This window comes from Streptomyces sp. NPDC058279, from assembly GCF_042881255.1.
Lineage (GTDB): Bacteria > Actinomycetota > Actinomycetes > Streptomycetales > Streptomycetaceae > Streptomyces.
The window spans coordinates 89,995-104,124 of sequence record NZ_JBHVYA010000007.1; the positions used below are offsets into that span (position 1 = coordinate 89,995).

At 69.8% G+C, this 14,130-nt stretch carries 14 protein-coding genes; 13 read left to right on the forward strand and 1 reads right to left on the reverse strand.

What is annotated here, in order from left to right:
• The first annotated feature begins 146 nt into the window (after nt 1–146).
• On the forward strand, nt 147–557 hold the full coding sequence (locus ACFVXJ_RS15765; protein ID WP_389662266.1) for a hypothetical protein: 411 nt from the start codon (nt 147–149) through the stop codon (nt 555–557).
• 23 nt (nt 558–580) lie between these two features.
• Nucleotides 581–1,555 (forward strand): hypothetical protein, encoded by a 975-nt coding sequence (locus ACFVXJ_RS15770; protein WP_389662267.1) that lies wholly within the window; start codon nt 581–583, stop codon nt 1,553–1,555.
• Between the two features lie 180 nt (nt 1,556–1,735).
• On the opposite strand, the gene ACFVXJ_RS15775 is transcribed toward ACFVXJ_RS15770, so the two are convergent.
• The gene (locus ACFVXJ_RS15775; protein WP_389662268.1) at nt 1,736–2,584 is read right to left on the reverse strand and encodes a C40 family peptidase; all 849 of its coding nucleotides are present in this window, start codon (nt 2,582–2,584) and stop codon (nt 1,736–1,738) included.
• 846 nt (nt 2,585–3,430) lie between these two features.
• Here ACFVXJ_RS15775 and ACFVXJ_RS15780 point away from each other — a divergent pair.
• Genes ACFVXJ_RS15780 through nuoK form a run of 11 tightly spaced genes read left to right on the forward strand, consistent with a single transcriptional unit; the run spans nt 3,431 to nt 14,118 of the window.
• Nucleotides 3,431–3,790: an NADH-quinone oxidoreductase subunit A gene (locus ACFVXJ_RS15780; RefSeq protein WP_190182942.1), complete on the forward strand. Its 360-nt coding sequence runs from the start codon at nt 3,431–3,433 to the stop codon at nt 3,788–3,790.
• Nucleotides 3,791–3,805: 15 nt separating this feature from the next.
• Nucleotides 3,806–4,360: an NADH-quinone oxidoreductase subunit B family protein gene (locus tag ACFVXJ_RS15785; RefSeq protein WP_007265818.1), complete on the forward strand. Its 555-nt coding sequence runs from the start codon at nt 3,806–3,808 to the stop codon at nt 4,358–4,360.
• The gene (locus ACFVXJ_RS15790; protein WP_361312540.1) at nt 4,357–5,079 is read left to right on the forward strand and encodes an NADH-quinone oxidoreductase subunit C; all 723 of its coding nucleotides are present in this window, start codon (nt 4,357–4,359) and stop codon (nt 5,077–5,079) included. Before ACFVXJ_RS15785 ends, ACFVXJ_RS15790 begins: the two co-directional genes overlap by 4 nt.
• Entirely contained in the window at nt 5,079–6,413 is a 1,335-nt protein-coding gene (locus tag ACFVXJ_RS15795) for an NADH-quinone oxidoreductase subunit D (RefSeq protein ID WP_389662269.1), read from the forward strand. The genes ACFVXJ_RS15790 and ACFVXJ_RS15795 overlap by 1 nt, the downstream gene beginning before the upstream one ends.
• Nucleotides 6,410–7,159, forward strand: coding sequence for an NADH-quinone oxidoreductase subunit NuoE (nuoE, locus tag ACFVXJ_RS15800; protein WP_389662270.1), 750 nt, complete (start codon nt 6,410–6,412; stop codon nt 7,157–7,159). Before ACFVXJ_RS15795 ends, nuoE begins: the two co-directional genes overlap by 4 nt.
• Nucleotides 7,159–8,532, forward strand: coding sequence for an NADH-quinone oxidoreductase subunit NuoF (gene nuoF / locus ACFVXJ_RS15805; RefSeq protein ID WP_389662271.1), 1,374 nt, complete (start codon nt 7,159–7,161; stop codon nt 8,530–8,532). The genes nuoE and nuoF overlap by 1 nt, the downstream gene beginning before the upstream one ends.
• Nucleotides 8,529–11,036 (forward strand): NADH-quinone oxidoreductase subunit G, encoded by a 2,508-nt coding sequence (locus ACFVXJ_RS15810; protein WP_389662272.1) that lies wholly within the window; start codon nt 8,529–8,531, stop codon nt 11,034–11,036. The genes nuoF and ACFVXJ_RS15810 overlap by 4 nt, the downstream gene beginning before the upstream one ends.
• Complete coding sequence (nuoH, locus tag ACFVXJ_RS15815) at nt 11,033–12,403, forward strand: NADH-quinone oxidoreductase subunit NuoH (protein ID WP_389662273.1); 1,371 nt, start codon at nt 11,033–11,035, stop codon at nt 12,401–12,403. Before ACFVXJ_RS15810 ends, nuoH begins: the two co-directional genes overlap by 4 nt.
• A complete protein-coding gene (gene nuoI, locus ACFVXJ_RS15820) occupies nt 12,396–13,013 on the forward strand; it encodes an NADH-quinone oxidoreductase subunit NuoI (RefSeq protein ID WP_389662274.1) in 618 nt (205 codons plus the stop codon). The genes nuoH and nuoI overlap by 8 nt, the downstream gene beginning before the upstream one ends.
• Nucleotides 13,010–13,822: an NADH-quinone oxidoreductase subunit J gene (locus ACFVXJ_RS15825; RefSeq protein WP_389662275.1), complete on the forward strand. Its 813-nt coding sequence runs from the start codon at nt 13,010–13,012 to the stop codon at nt 13,820–13,822. Before nuoI ends, ACFVXJ_RS15825 begins: the two co-directional genes overlap by 4 nt.
• Nucleotides 13,819–14,118, forward strand: coding sequence for an NADH-quinone oxidoreductase subunit NuoK (nuoK, locus tag ACFVXJ_RS15830; protein ID WP_007265827.1), 300 nt, complete (start codon nt 13,819–13,821; stop codon nt 14,116–14,118). The genes ACFVXJ_RS15825 and nuoK overlap by 4 nt, the downstream gene beginning before the upstream one ends.
• Nucleotides 14,119–14,130 lie beyond the last annotated feature (12 nt).

Here is a 14,130-nt window from a genome sequence, read left to right on the forward strand (position 1 = left end):
TCGGGAAACCAAGGGTGACTGTCCATCAGATGAGAAGGGGCTTTGCCGGAAGGCCTTCCAGCCTGTTGACTCCCCGCCGGAAGTGAACCGTGATCACGGTTCTCCCACCGGGTCACTTGTTTATCCCGAGGACTGAGGAGCACACGATGGAGAAGGTATTCCGCAACCTGGCGACGGGCTGCGTCGCCGCCGTTTCGACCGCCGCGATCCTGCTGGCCGCGGCGGGTCCGTCGGCCGCGTACGGCAAGGACGGAAATCTCGAAGTCAACGAGTTCGGTCTTTTCTACAACCAGTACCAGGGGGGTTGTGTCTTCGACCTATACGGCGAGGACCTGAACTTCAACGACAACTACTTCAAGAGCGGTTGCACCGGCGGCACGTCCCTGGTGAACGACAATACGGAGTCCTACAAGAACCGGGACGTGTACGCGTGGAAGGTGGCGACCGACGCCAACATCGACGGCAGTGTGGGTGAGGTCCCCTCGAACTACCAGGGCAACGCCTCCGCCACCTTCAAGAACACGATCAGCTCGTCCACCTTCACCCTTCACGCCTGAGCGGGGTGAAGGAGTCGACCGAGATGGGCACCGCCGGTTTCCACCGGATTCCCGTTCCGGCGGTACTGCTGGCGGCCGTCCTCCTGGCGGGCTGTTCGGATCCCGGCGGGGGGAGCAGCGGCGGAGAGCCTGAGTTGGGCACCGTCGCCGTGAACCCGCCCACGTCATCGCTGTCCCTGCCGATGGACGCGTACACGGACACCGAGGCGGACGCCCTGCGGATGGGCCGGGTGCAGGAAAGCCTGGTCGCCCGGTGCATGGCCCGGTTCGGATTCACGTACGACGGGGTGACCGCGGTCGAGCCGTCCCCGGGCGCGGCGGCGCAGGACCGGCACGCCTATCTGTTCGGCCTGGCCGACCCGGCACGCGCGGCGGCCCACGGGTACGACAAGACCTCGGGGGAGGGAAGGCCGGCCAAGCCGGCCGCCCCGAAGTTGAGCGACAGCGCGTACACCGTCCTGCACGGTGAAACGCCGGGCGGCGGCGGGCAGGGCGCACAACCGCCCCCCGACGCGCTCAACGAGGAGGACGCCGCCCGGGTGGACAGCGGCATCGAGGTCGGCGGGCAGAAGGTGCCCGCCGGGGGATGCGGACGGGAGGGGTACCGCAAGCTGTACGCGCCGACCAAGGACAGCGTGGACCTCCTCTTCGCCTTCGGCCTGGCGGGCGAGGCGCACGACCGGTCCAAGGGGGACTCGCGTGTCGCCGACGTCCTGCGCAAGTGGTCCGCCTGCATGGACAAGTCCGGCTACACCGGGATCAAAACCCCGTACGAGGTGGTGGAGAAGCTCGGCCTGGAAAGTGACTTGGGAGGAGCCAAGGCAGTCACCGCGGCCAAAGCGGACGTCGCGTGCAAGCGCGAGGTGAACCTCGTGGGGATCTGGTACGCCGTCGAGAAGGCCTACCAACAGCGCCTCGTCGAGGAGCAGGCAGAGACGCTCGCGCTCTACAAGAAACAGCGCGAGGCCCGCTTCAAGCTGGCGGCGAGCCTCGCCTGACGCCGCGTCGGCGAATGTCGGACGAAAGCGGACAACGGCATGCGAAAGGGCCGGTACTCCACCCCCGAGCGGGGGAGTACCGGCCCTTACGCGCATGCGTGAGCCGGCCGCGGGGCGGCCGGGAAGGCCCCCGAAGGCCCTGAGAGCGGCTCAGGACGCCTTCGGGGCCCCTCGGGAGGCTCAGAGGATGCGGACGGCGCCCGTCGGCATGTCGTAGCTCAGGGGACGCTCGACGATGCCCGTGCTGGGGTTCTGCGCGCCGATGAACTTGCCGCCGCCGATGTAGAGGGCGACGTGGTACGCGTTGCCGCGGGAGCCCCAGTACAGGACGTCGCCCGGCTGCAGGTTGCCCAGGGAGACCGAGGTGCCCTCGGAGGACTGGTCCTGGGACATGCGCGGCAGGGAGATGCCGGCCTGGCGGTAGGCGGCCTGCACGAGGCCGGAGCAGTCGTACGAGGACGGGCCGGTGCCGCCCATGACGTACGCCTTGCCGACCTGGTTGCGGGCGAAGTTGATGATGGCGGATGCCGAACCGGTGGCCGGGGCGGTGACCGTGCCCTCGCCGTCGTCGGAGGCGCCGGCGGACGCGGAGGCGGTCTGGAGGGTCGAACGGCCGGAGCCGCGGGTGGCGCGCTCGGCGTCGGCCTTGCGGTCCGCCTCCTCCTTCGCCTTCTTCTCGGCCTTCTGCTGGGCGTCTTCCTTGGCCTGCTTGGCCTCGGCGGCGGCGCCGCTGCGGGCGCTCTCCTCCTGGGCGTTCAGCTCGCCGGTGACGGCCGCCTCGACGGCTGCCACGCGGGTGTTCTCGGCCGCGGTGGTGACCGCGGAGGCGACGTCGGCGGTCAGGTCCAGGCTCAGGACCGGCATTTCGAGCGTCGTCTCGGCCACGGGCTCGGCGGACGGGGACGCGCTCGCGGTGCCGGCCATGGCGAGGGTGCTGAGGACGCCACCGGCAACTCCGGCGCGGACCGCGAGCTTCGAGGCGCTGCGGCGGGGCTTCCGGTGGCTGGGTATGTGAGCGGTGTGGGACATGGGACAACCGCTATCAGGGCGCAGGGGTTGGCTTCAAGAAACGTGGTGTGCGCCACAGTTGCGCGAGAAGCGGCTTAACCGGGCGCGTCACGCGGCATATTGACGCCGTAACGGGCGAATCGGACACGCCCTCACAAGCCTGTGATCATGGGCTTTCTCTAATAAGTCCGAATTGATCCGCGCCTACCATCCCGTTCGACAGTTGGCCAAGCCCCCTTTCGGCGGCCCGGATTCCGAGTGGCGCAGGTCACATTCGCCTACCGCTGTGCGGGTGCTGTGGCCGGTCCGTGACCGGGCTGTGAGCTTCTCGTGGGATTGGCGAGCGGATGTGGGGCTCCCGGGGCTCCGCGATCTTGGCCGCTCCTGCCCCTCCCGCCCCCGCCGGCACCTCCGGCGCTCCCCGCCGGCGACCCCTCGTCCGGCCTCCCGCGCGGCCCCCGCGCGGCCCCCGTCCACTCGCGTCCGCGCCGGCTCCCCCGCGCGGGCGACGCGGATTCCTTTATCACCGGCTCCACCCAGGGGGCGAATTTGCCTGCAATGGCCATCATTTGATAGTGGAACCCCCCTTCCACCTGCGGTGACAGGCGTGGATGTCACCTTTGGTAACCATGTGGATGCCTTGCGTATGAAGATCGCCGCTCAACGGACTTCATGATCGTTCGTCGGGTGGTGGAGATCACAAACTCGTTGTTGTAACCCGTGTCGCAGATCACAGATCGACAGGCATAAGATGCGCAGCAGTCCGGCTTGTGAACTGCCTCACATGTGCAAGATCTTCGCGAGGCGGGGCTCTTGGCGCCGGCACAGCGGTCCAACGGTCAAGGACGACTGGAAGGAGCGAGGAGCGTGAATGCGTACGCGCCCATCCTCGTGCTCGGCGCCCTCGGCGCAGGGTTTGCGATCTTCTCCGTGGTCATGGCCACGCTGATCGGCCCAAAACGGTACAACCGGGCGAAGCTCGAAGCATACGAGTGCGGCATCGAGCCCACTCCGATGCCGGCCGGCGGCGGTCGCTTCCCCATCAAGTACTACCTGACGGCGATGCTCTTCATCGTCTTCGACATCGAGATCGTCTTCCTCTACCCCTGGGCCGTCACCTTCGACTCCCTGGGGATCTTCGGGCTCGTCGAGATGCTGCTCTTCGTGCTCACCGTCTTCGTCGCCTACGCCTACGTCTGGCGCCGCGGCGGCCTGGAATGGGACTGAGGGGCTGAATTTTCCATGGGACTGGAAGAGAAGCTGCCGAGCGGCTTCCTGCTGACCACCGTCGAACAGGCCGCGGGCTGGGTGCGCAAGTCATCCGTCTTCCCGGCCACCTTCGGCCTGGCCTGCTGCGCCATCGAGATGATGACCACCGGAGCCGGCCGCTACGACCTCGCCCGCTTCGGCATGGAGGTCTTCCGCGGTTCCCCGCGCCAGGCCGACCTGATGATCGTGGCCGGCCGGGTCAGCCAGAAGATGGCCCCGGTGCTGCGGCAGGTGTACGACCAGATGCCCGCTCCGAAGTGGGTCATCTCCATGGGCGTCTGCGCCTCGTCGGGCGGCATGTTCAACAACTACGCGATCGTCCAGGGCGTCGACCACATCGTGCCCGTGGACATCTACCTGCCCGGCTGCCCGCCCCGCCCCGAGATGCTGATGGACGCGATCCTCAAGCTCCACCAGAAGATCCAGGGCTCCAAGCTCGGCGTGAACCGGGAAGAGGCGGCGCGCGAGGCGGAGGAGGCGGCCCTCAAGGCCCTCCCCACCATCGAGATGAAGGGGCTCCTGCGGTGAGCGACGACCCCGCCGTGGACAACGGCAACAACGTTCCCGCCCCCCGGGGCGCGGTCGGCCCCGAGGTGATCGGCGTCCGCAAGGGCATGTTCGGCGCGAACAACGGCGGCGACACCACCGGCTACGGCGGTCTGGTGCGCACCGTGGCCCTGCCCGGGGCGACGAGCCGCCCCTACGGTTCGTACTTCGACGAGGTCGCCGACGAACTCGAAGGCGCCCTGGAGGAACAGGACCTCGTCCCCGAGAACGCCATCGAGAAGACGGTGGTCGACCGGGGCGAGCTCACCTTCCACATCGCCCGCGAACACCTCGTCCGGGTCGCCTCCACCCTGCGCGACGACCCGGCGCTGCGCTTCGAGCTCTGTACCGGCGTCTCGGGCGTGCACTTCCCGAAGGACAAGGGACGCGAGCTGCACGCGGTCTACCACCTGCGCTCGCTCACCCACGGCCGGGTCCTGCGCCTGGAGGTCTCGGTCCCCGACAGCGACCCGCACGTCCCGTCGCTCGTCTCCGTCTACCCGACCAACGACTGGCACGAGCGCGAGACGTACGACTTCTTCGGCCTGGTCTTCGACGGACACCCCGCCCTCACGCGGATCATGATGCCGGACGACTGGCAGGGGTTCCCGCAGCGCAAGGACTACCCGCTCGGCGGCATTCCCGTCGAGTACAAGGGCGCCCAGATCCCGGCTCCCGACCAGCGGAGGTCGTACAGCTGATGAACACCCCGAACACTTCGCGGCAGGCGTCCGCCCGCGAGACGACCGAGGGCACCGTCTACACCGTCACCGGCGGCGACTGGGACGAGGTCGTCCAGTCGGCGGCCCGCGCGGACGACGAGCGGATCGTCGTCAACATGGGCCCGCAGCACCCCTCGACCCACGGCGTGCTCCGGCTGATCCTGGAGATCGACGGCGAGACGGTCACCGAGGCCCGCTGCGGCATCGGCTACCTGCACACCGGCATCGAGAAGAACCTCGAATTCCGGAACTGGACGCAGGGCACCACCTTCGTGACGCGCATGGACTACCTGACGCCGTTCTTCAACGAGACGGCGTACTGCCTGGGCGTCGAGAAGCTGCTCGGCATCACCGACCAGGTCCCGGACCGCGCCACCGTCATCCGCGTCCTGCTGATGGAGCTCAACCGGCTCTCCTCCCACCTGGTGTGCATCGCCACCGGCGGCATGGAGCTGGGCGCGACCACGATCATGATCTACGGCTTCCGCGACCGCGAGCTGATCCTCGACATTTTCGAGCTGATCACCGGCCTGCGCATGAACCACGCGTTCGTCCGCCCCGGCGGCCTCGCGCAGGACCTGCCCCCGGGCGCCGTCGACCAGCTGCGCGACTTCCTAAAGACCATGAGGAAGAACCTGCCGGAGTACGACAAGCTCGCCACCGGCAACCCCATCTTCAAGGCCCGCATGCAGGACGTCGGCTACCTCGACCTGACCGGCTGCATGGCCCTGGGCGCCACCGGCCCGATCCTGCGCTCCGCCGGTCTGCCGCACGACCTGCGCAAGTCCGACCCGTACTGCGGCTACGAGGACTACGAGTTCGACGTGCCGACCGCCGAGAGCTGCGACTCCTACGGGCGGTTCCTGATCCGCCTGGAGGAGATGCGCCAGTCGCTGCGGATCGTCGAACAGTGCCTGGAGCGGCTGGAGCCGGGCCCGGTGATGGTCGCCGACAAGAAGATCGCCTGGCCGGCGCAGCTCGCGATGGGCCCCGACGGCCTCGGCAACTCGCTCGACCACATCCGCACCATCATGGGCACCTCGATGGAGGCCCTCATCCACCACTTCAAGCTGGTGACCGAGGGTTTCCGCGTCCCCGCCGGACAGGCGTACGCGGCCGTCGAATCACCCAAGGGCGAGCTCGGCGTGCACGTCGTCTCCGACGGCGGCACCCGTCCCTACCGGGTCCACTTCCGCGATCCGTCCTTCACCAACCTCCAGGCCATGGCGGCGATGTGCGAAGGCGGCCAGGTCGCCGACGTCATCGTCGCCGTCGCCTCCATCGACCCCGTGATGGGAGGCGTCGACCGATGACAGACGTGTCGTTGGGCATGCCCCAGCTCCCGGCCCCCGACTACCCGGCGGAGGTCCGCGAGAGGCTGGCGGCCGACGCCGCCCGGATCATCGCCCGCTACCCCGACAGCCGCTCCGCGCTGCTGCCGCTGCTGCACCTGGTGCAGTCGGAAGAGGGCCACGTCACGCGCACCGGCATGCGGTTCTGCGCCGAGACACTGGGCCTGACCACCGCCGAGGTGACGGCCGTCGCCACCTTCTACACGATGTACCGGCGCAAGCCCTCCGGCGACTACCAGGTGGGCGTCTGTACGAACACCCTGTGCGCGGTGATGGGCGGCGACGCCATCTTCGACGAGCTCAAGGAGCACCTGGGCGTCGGGAACAACGAGACCACCCCCGACGGGAAGGTCACCCTCGAACACATCGAGTGCAACGCGGCCTGCGACTACGCCCCCGTGGTGATGGTCAACTGGGAGTTCTTCGACAACCAGACCCCGGAGTCCGCGAAGGCGCTGGTGGACGACCTGTTGGCCGGCCGGCAGGTCGTACCGACGCGGGGCGCGCCGCTGTGCACGTACAAGGAGACCGCCCGCATCCTGGCCGGGTTCCCGGACGAGCGGGAGGGCGCGGTGGAGGCGGGCGGCGGCGCCGGCCCGGCTTCGCTGATCGGCCTGCGCATCGCCCGCGGCGAGGCCCCGCACACCCCGATCGTGCACCCGCGCGGCGAAGCGCGCGGCGGGACCACCACCGAGGGAGGGGCGTGATGTCCGTGTCATCCGAACTGGGCAACGGGAGCTCCCGGCCGGACGCCGGGGGCGGCACCAGCCCGGAGAAGCTCCTGGCGCCCGTCCTGTCGGCGTTCTGGGACGAGCCCGAGTCGTGGACGCTGGAGACCTACCGGCGCCACGAGGGGTACGAGGGCCTGCGCAAGGCGCTCGCGATGACCCCGGACGACCTGATCGCGTACGTGAAGGACTCCGGTCTGCGCGGACGCGGCGGCGCGGGCTTCCCCACCGGAATGAAGTGGCAGTTCATCCCGCAGGGCGACGGCAAGCCGCACTACCTCGTCGTGAACGCGGACGAGTCGGAACCGGGAACCTGCAAGGACATCCCCCTCCTCTTCGCCAATCCGCACTCCCTCATCGAGGGAATGGTCATCGCCTGCTACGCGATCCGGTCGGAGCACGCCTTCATCTACCTGCGCGGCGAGGTCGTGCCGGTCCTGCGGCGCCTGCACGAGGCGGTGCGCGAGGCGTACGAGGCCGGGTACCTCGGGGAGAACATCCTCGGGAGCGGGCTGAAGCTCGACATCACGGTGCACGCGGGAGCGGGCGCGTACATCTGCGGCGAGGAGACGGCACTGCTCGACTCCCTCGAAGGCCGGCGCGGTCAGCCCCGGCTGCGTCCCCCCTTCCCCGCTGTGGAGGGCCTCTACGCGTGCCCCACTGTCGTCAATAACGTCGAGTCCATCGCCTCGGTTCCCGCGATCCTGAACAAGGGCAAGGACTGGTTCAAGGCGATGGGGACCGAGAAGTCCCCCGGTTTCACGCTGTACTCGCTGTCCGGGCACGTCGCCGGACCCGGCCAGTACGAGGCCCCGCTCGGCATCACCCTGCGCCAGCTCCTCGACATGAGCGGCGGCATGCGCCCCGGGCACCGGCTGAAGTTCTGGACCCCGGGCGGCTCCTCCACCCCCATGTTCACCGACGAACACCTCGACGTCCCGCTCGACTACGAGGGCGTCGGCGCGGCCGGCTCGATGCTCGGCACCAAGGCGCTCCAGTGCTTCGACGAGACCACCTGCGTGGTCCGCGCGGTGACCCGGTGGACCGAGTTCTACGCCCACGAGTCCTGCGGCAAGTGCACGCCGTGCCGCGAAGGCACGTACTGGCTCGTCCAACTGCTGCGTGACATCGAGGCCGGCAAGGGCGTGCTGAGCGACCTCGACAAGCTGAACGACATCGCCGACAACATCAACGGCAAGTCGTTCTGCGCCCTCGGCGACGGCGCCGCCAGCCCGATCTTCTCCTCGCTCAAGTACTTCCGCGCGGAGTACGAGCAGCACATCACGGGCAAGGGCTGCCCCTTCGACCCCAAGAAGTCGACCCTCTGGGCTGACACGGAGGTGAACGCATGACCGTCACCACTAACGCCCCGGCGGGCGGCGGCGGGGCGGCGGTTCCGCCCGAGGACCTGATCTCGCTGACCATCGACGGCATCGAACTGTCCGTCCCCAAGGGGACGCTGGTCATCCGGGCCGCCGAACAGCTCGGCATCGAGATCCCCCGGTTCTGCGACCACCCCCTCCTCGACCCCGTCGGCGCCTGCCGCCAGTGCATCGTCGAGGTGGAGGGCCAGCGCAAGCCGATGGCCTCCTGCACCATCACCTGCACCGACGGCATGGTCGTCAAGACGCAGCTGACGTCGCAGGTCGCCGACAAGTCCCAGCGCGGGGTGATGGAGCTGCTGCTCATCAACCACCCGCTGGACTGTCCGGTCTGCGACAAGGGCGGCGAGTGCCCGCTGCAGAACCAGGCCCTCTCGCACGGCAACGCCGAATCGCGTTTCGAGGGCAAGAAGCGGACGTACGAGAAGCCGGTCCCGATCTCCACGCAGGTACTGCTGGACCGCGAACGGTGTGTGCTGTGCGCGCGCTGCACCCGCTTCTCCACGCAGATCGCGGGCGATCCGATGATCGAGCTGCTGGAGCGCGGCGCCCTCCAGCAGGTCGGCACCGGCGAGGGCGACCCGTTCGAGTCGTACTTCTCCGGCAACACCATCCAGATCTGCCCGGTCGGCGCCCTCACCTCGGCCGAGTACCGGTTCCGCGCCCGCCCCTTCGACCTCGTCTCCTCCCCGAGCGTGTGTGAGCACTGCGCGGGCGGCTGCGCGACCCGGACCGACCACCGGCGCGGGAAGGTGCTGCGCCGGCTCGCCGCCGAGGACCCCGAGGTCAACGAGGAGTGGATCTGCGACAAGGGCCGCTTCGCGTTCCGCTACGCGCAGCGCCCCGACCGCCTCACCACCCCCCTGGTGCGCGGCTCCGACGGGGTGCTCGCCCCGGCGAGCTGGCCCGAGGCGCTGGCGGCCGCCGCGCACGGGCTGGCCGCCGCGCGCGGCCGGGCCGGGGTGCTCACGGGCGGCCGGCTCACCGCCGAGGACGCCTACGCGTACGCCAAGTTCGCCCGCGTGGTGCTGGACACCAACGACATCGACTTCCGGGCGCGGGTGCACAGCGCGGAGGAGGCCGAGTTCCTGGCCGCCACCGTGGCCGGCACCGGCAAGGACCTCTCCGGCGGCGGGGTGACGTACTCCTCCCTGGAGGCCGCGCCCGCCGTGCTGCTGGCCGGCATCGAGTCCGAGGAGGAGGCCCCCGGGGTCTTCCTGCGGCTGCGCAAGGCCCACCGCAAGCACAAGCAGCGGACCTTCGGCCTCGCCCCGTTCGCCACCCGAGGGCTGGAGAAGGCGGGCGGCACCCTGCTGGCCGCCGCCCCGGGGACGGAACCCGACTGGCTGAACGCGCTGGCCTCGCGGACCGGCCTGGAGCAGGGCGGCCACGAGGCCGCCGAAGCGCTGCGCGAGCCCGGCGCCGTCATCGTCGTCGGGGAGCGCCTGGCCGGCGTGCCGGGCGCGCTGACCGCCGCCGTACGGGCGGCCGCCGCGACCGGCGCGCGGCTCGTGTGGATCCCGCGCCGGGCCGGGGAGCGGGCCGCCGTGGAGGCGGGCGCGCTGCCGTCGCTGCTGCCCGGCGCCCGCCCGGCCACCGACCCGCGGGCCCGCGAGGAGGTCGCGGTGGCCTGGGGGCTGGACGAACTCCCGCACCGTTACGGCCGCGACACCGGCCAGATCGTCGAGGCGGCGGCCGGGCGCGAGCTGTCCGCGCTGCTCGTCGCGGGCGTCGAGGTGACCGACCTGCCCGACCCGGCCCGCGCCCGCCTCGCGCTCCAGGAGGCGTTCGTGGTCTCGCTGGAGCTGCGGCCCGGCGAGGTCACCGACCACGCCGACGTGGTGTTCCCGGTCGCGGCCGTGGCCGAGAAGGCCGGCTCGTTCATCAACTGGGAGGGTCGGGTGCGGCCTTTCGAGGCGGCGCTCAAGCCCGACCAGATGACCCGCCGGCTGGCCCCCGCCGACCACCGCGTGCTGCACATGCTGGCCGACGCGGCGGACCGGTCGATCGGCCTGCCCGACGTCCACGCCGTACGGCGCGAACTCGACCGGCTCGGCCCGTGGACGGGGGAGCGCGCCGCCGAGCAGCGCGCGGACACCGCCTCCCTGCCCCGGCCCGGCGCGGGCGAGGCGGTCCTCGCGGGCCACCGCCTGCTGCTGGACCAGGGCCGGCTGCAGGACGGCGACGCCGCCCTGGCCGGCACCCGACACGAGGCGAGCGCCCGTCTCTCGGCCGCCACGGCCGCCGAGTCGGGCGTCAAGGACGGGGACGTCCTCGCGGTCACCGGCCCGGCCGGGACCGTGGAACTGCCGCTGCGGATCACGGCGATGCCCGACCGGGTGGTCTGGCTCCCGCTGAACTCCACCGGCGCCGGCGTCCTCGCCGACACCGGCGCCCGCCCGGGCGCCCTCGTACGCATCGGCCCGGCCGTCGCGGCCGGCGCGGGCGACAGCACCGCGGAGGTGGACGCGTGAACCCGGTACAGCTCGCCGCGGAGGACCTGTCCCTCTTCGGCAAGGACGTGTGGTGGCTCGTCGTCGTCAAGGCGGTGTTCTGCTTCGCCTTCCTGATGGTGACGGTGCTCTTCTCCATCGTCTGGGAGCGCAAGGTCGTCGCCTGGATGCAGCTGCGCATCGGGCCCAACCGGCACGGCCCCTGGGGCATGCTCCAGTCGCTCGCCGACGGCGTGAAGCTCATGCTCAAGGAAGACGTCATCGTCAAGCGGGCCGACAAGGTGGTGTACGTCCTGGCCCCGATCATCGCGGCGATCCCGGCCTTCATGGCCATCGCGGTGATCCCCTTCGGCCCCTCCGGCAACGAGGTCTCGATCTTCGGCCAGCGCACCACGATGCAGCTGACGGACCTGCCCATCGCGATGCTGTACGTCCTCGCCGTGGCCTCGGTCGGCATCTACGGCATCGTCCTCGCCGGCTGGTCCTCGGGCTCCACGTACCCGCTGCTCGGCGGCCTGCGGTCCTGCGCGCAGATGATCTCGTACGAGATCGCGATGGGCGCGGCGTTCGCCTCGGTGTTCCTCTACTCCGGGTCGATGTCGACCTCGAAGATCGTGGAGGCGCAGGCGGACCGCTGGTACATCGTCCTGCTGCCGGTCTCCTTCATCATCTACGTGATCACGATGGTCGGGGAGACGAACCGCGCCCCCTTCGACATGCCGGAGTCCGAGGGCGACCTGGTCGGCGGCTTCAACACCGAGTACTCCTCCATCAAGTTCGCGCTGTTCATGCTGGCCGAGTACGTCAACATGGTCACGGTCTCGGCGGTGTCGGTCACCCTCTTCCTCGGCGGCTGGCGGGCCCCCGCGCCGATCTCGACGTACTGGGAGGGCGCGAACCACGGCTGGTGGCCGATGCTCTGGTTCGTCATCAAGGTCCAGTTGCTGCTGTTCTTCTTCATCTGGCTGCGCGGCACGCTGCCGCGGGTGCGCTACGACCAGCTGATGAAGCTCGGCTGGAAGGTGCTCATCCCCGTCTCCGTGGTCTGGCTGATGCTGGTGGCCACCGTCCGGGCGCTGCGGAACGAGCACTACGAATTCCAGCAGATCGTGCTCTACGTCGGCGGCGCGGTCATCGCCGTACTGCTGCTCTCCTTCGTCGCCGACGTCCTCCGCAACAAGCGGGAGGAGCAGGCCCGGGGCGCGGCGGGCGAGGGTGCGACGGACGAGCCCTTCGACCCGATGGCGGGCGGATTCCCCGTGCCCCCCAAGCCCGGCCAGCGATCCGCACCCGTACCGCGCAGGCGGCCCCGCGGGCAGCGGGAGCTGATTGTCAGTGGCGGGGCGAATACTGACAGTGACCGAGAGGAGGGTGGTGAGAATGTCTGACCCCGAGAACGAGAAGTGGCAGAACCCGGTGGCCGGCTTCGGCGTGACCTTCAAGGCCATGTTCAAGAAGCGCCTCACCGAGCAGTACCCGGAGCAGCACAAGACCACCGCGCCCCGCTTCCACGGGCGGCACCAGCTCAACCGCCATCCCGACGGTCTGGAGAAGTGCATCGGGTGCGAGTTGTGCGCCTGGGCCTGTCCGGCCGACGCGATCTACGTGGAGGGCGCGGACAACACCGCGGAGGAGCGCTACTCCCCGGGTGAACGGTACGGCGCGGTCTACCAGATCAACTACGCCCGCTGCATCCTGTGCGGGCTGTGCGTCGAGGCGTGCCCCACCCGGGCGCTGACGATGACGAACGAGTTCGAACTGGCCGACTCCAGCCGCGCGTCGCTGATCTACACCAAGGAACAGCTGCTGGTGGGGCTGACCGAGGGCATGGTCGACGCGCCGCACGAGATGTACCCGGGCACCGACGACCAGGACTACTACCGCGGTCTGGTGACGGGCGCGGCGCCGGGGACGGCGCGGCAGGTCGCGCGCTCCAGGGGCGAGGTTCCCGAAGGGGCCGGGCAGGACGCGGCCGAAGCCGAGGGGGTGGACGCATGAGCGCGCTCGCCGCGGCGGCATCGACCACCTCGACGGGTGAGGCCGTCCAGTTCTGGGTGCTCGGCACGGTCGCCGTCATCGGCGCGCTGTGCACGATCACGATGAAGAAGGCCGTGCACAGCGCGCTGTGCCTGGCCGGGACGATGATCATCCTGGCGGTCTTCTACCTCGCCAACGGGGCGTACTTCCTGGGCGTCGTCCAGGTCGTCGTCTACACCGGCGCGATCATGATGCTGTTCCTCTTCGTGGTCATGCTCGTCGGCGTCACCGCCGCCGACTCGCTCACCGAGACCCTCAAGGGGCAGCGCTGGCTGGCCGCCCTGTGTGGGCTGGGCTTCGGGATCCTGCTGATCGCCGGCATCGCCAACGCCAAGCTCACCCACTTCAACGGCCTGGGCGCGGTCAACTCCGGCGGGCACGTCGAGGGACTCGCCGAGCTGATCTTCACCCGGTACATCTTCGCCTTCGAGATCACCGGCGCCCTGCTGATCACGGCGGCCGTCGGCGCGATGGTGCTGACGCACCGCGAGCGCACCGAGCGGGCCGCCACCCAGCGCGAACTCGCCGAGCGGCGCGTGCGCGAGGGCGTCCAGCTCCCGCCGCTGCCCGCCCCCGGCGTCTACGCCCGGCACAACGCGGTGGACGTCGCCGGTCTGCTGCCGGACGGCACCCCGTCCGAGCTGACCGTCAACAAGACGCTGCGGGCCCGCGGCCAGATCCGTGACGTGTCGGACGAGGCGCTGAACGACCTGAAGGCGCTGGAGCAGAAGTCCGCGGAGCGCCTCGGCCGAGAGGAGGCCGCGAAGTGAACCCGGTCAACTACCTGTACCTGGCCGCCCTGCTGTTCACCATCGGCGCGGCCGGCGTACTGATCCGCAAGAACGCGATCGTGCTGTTCATGTGCGTGGAGCTGATGCTCAACGCCTGCAACCTCGCCTTCGTCACCTTCTCGCGGATGCACGGCAACCTCGACGGTCAGATCATCGCGTTCTTCACGATGGTCGTCGCCGCCGCGGAGGTCGTGGTGGGCCTCGCGATCATCGTGTCGCTGTTCCGTACCCGCCACTCGGCCTCGGTCGACGACGCCAGCCTGATGAAGCTGTAAGGGGCCTTCACA

Excerpts from the sequence above, each read along its gene's own strand:
- ACFVXJ_RS15765 (WP_389662266.1), top strand. The coding sequence starts at position 147 with ATGGAGAAGGTATTCCGCAACCTGGCGACGGGCTGCGTCGCCGCCGTT.
- ACFVXJ_RS15770 (WP_389662267.1), top strand. The coding sequence starts at position 581 with ATGGGCACCGCCGGTTTCCACCGGATTCCCGTTCCGGCGGTACTGCTG.
- ACFVXJ_RS15775 (WP_389662268.1), bottom strand. The coding sequence starts at position 2,584 with ATGTCCCACACCGCTCACATACCCAGCCACCGGAAGCCCCGCCGCAGC.
- ACFVXJ_RS15785 (WP_007265818.1), top strand. The coding sequence starts at position 3,806 with ATGGGACTGGAAGAGAAGCTGCCGAGCGGCTTCCTGCTGACCACCGTC.
- ACFVXJ_RS15795 (WP_389662269.1), top strand. The coding sequence starts at position 5,079 with ATGAACACCCCGAACACTTCGCGGCAGGCGTCCGCCCGCGAGACGACC.
- nuoE (WP_389662270.1), top strand. The coding sequence starts at position 6,410 with ATGACAGACGTGTCGTTGGGCATGCCCCAGCTCCCGGCCCCCGACTAC.
- nuoF (WP_389662271.1), top strand. The coding sequence starts at position 7,159 with ATGTCCGTGTCATCCGAACTGGGCAACGGGAGCTCCCGGCCGGACGCC.
- ACFVXJ_RS15810 (WP_389662272.1), top strand. The coding sequence starts at position 8,529 with ATGACCGTCACCACTAACGCCCCGGCGGGCGGCGGCGGGGCGGCGGTT.
- nuoI (WP_389662274.1), top strand. The coding sequence starts at position 12,396 with ATGTCTGACCCCGAGAACGAGAAGTGGCAGAACCCGGTGGCCGGCTTC.
- ACFVXJ_RS15825 (WP_389662275.1), top strand. The coding sequence starts at position 13,010 with ATGAGCGCGCTCGCCGCGGCGGCATCGACCACCTCGACGGGTGAGGCC.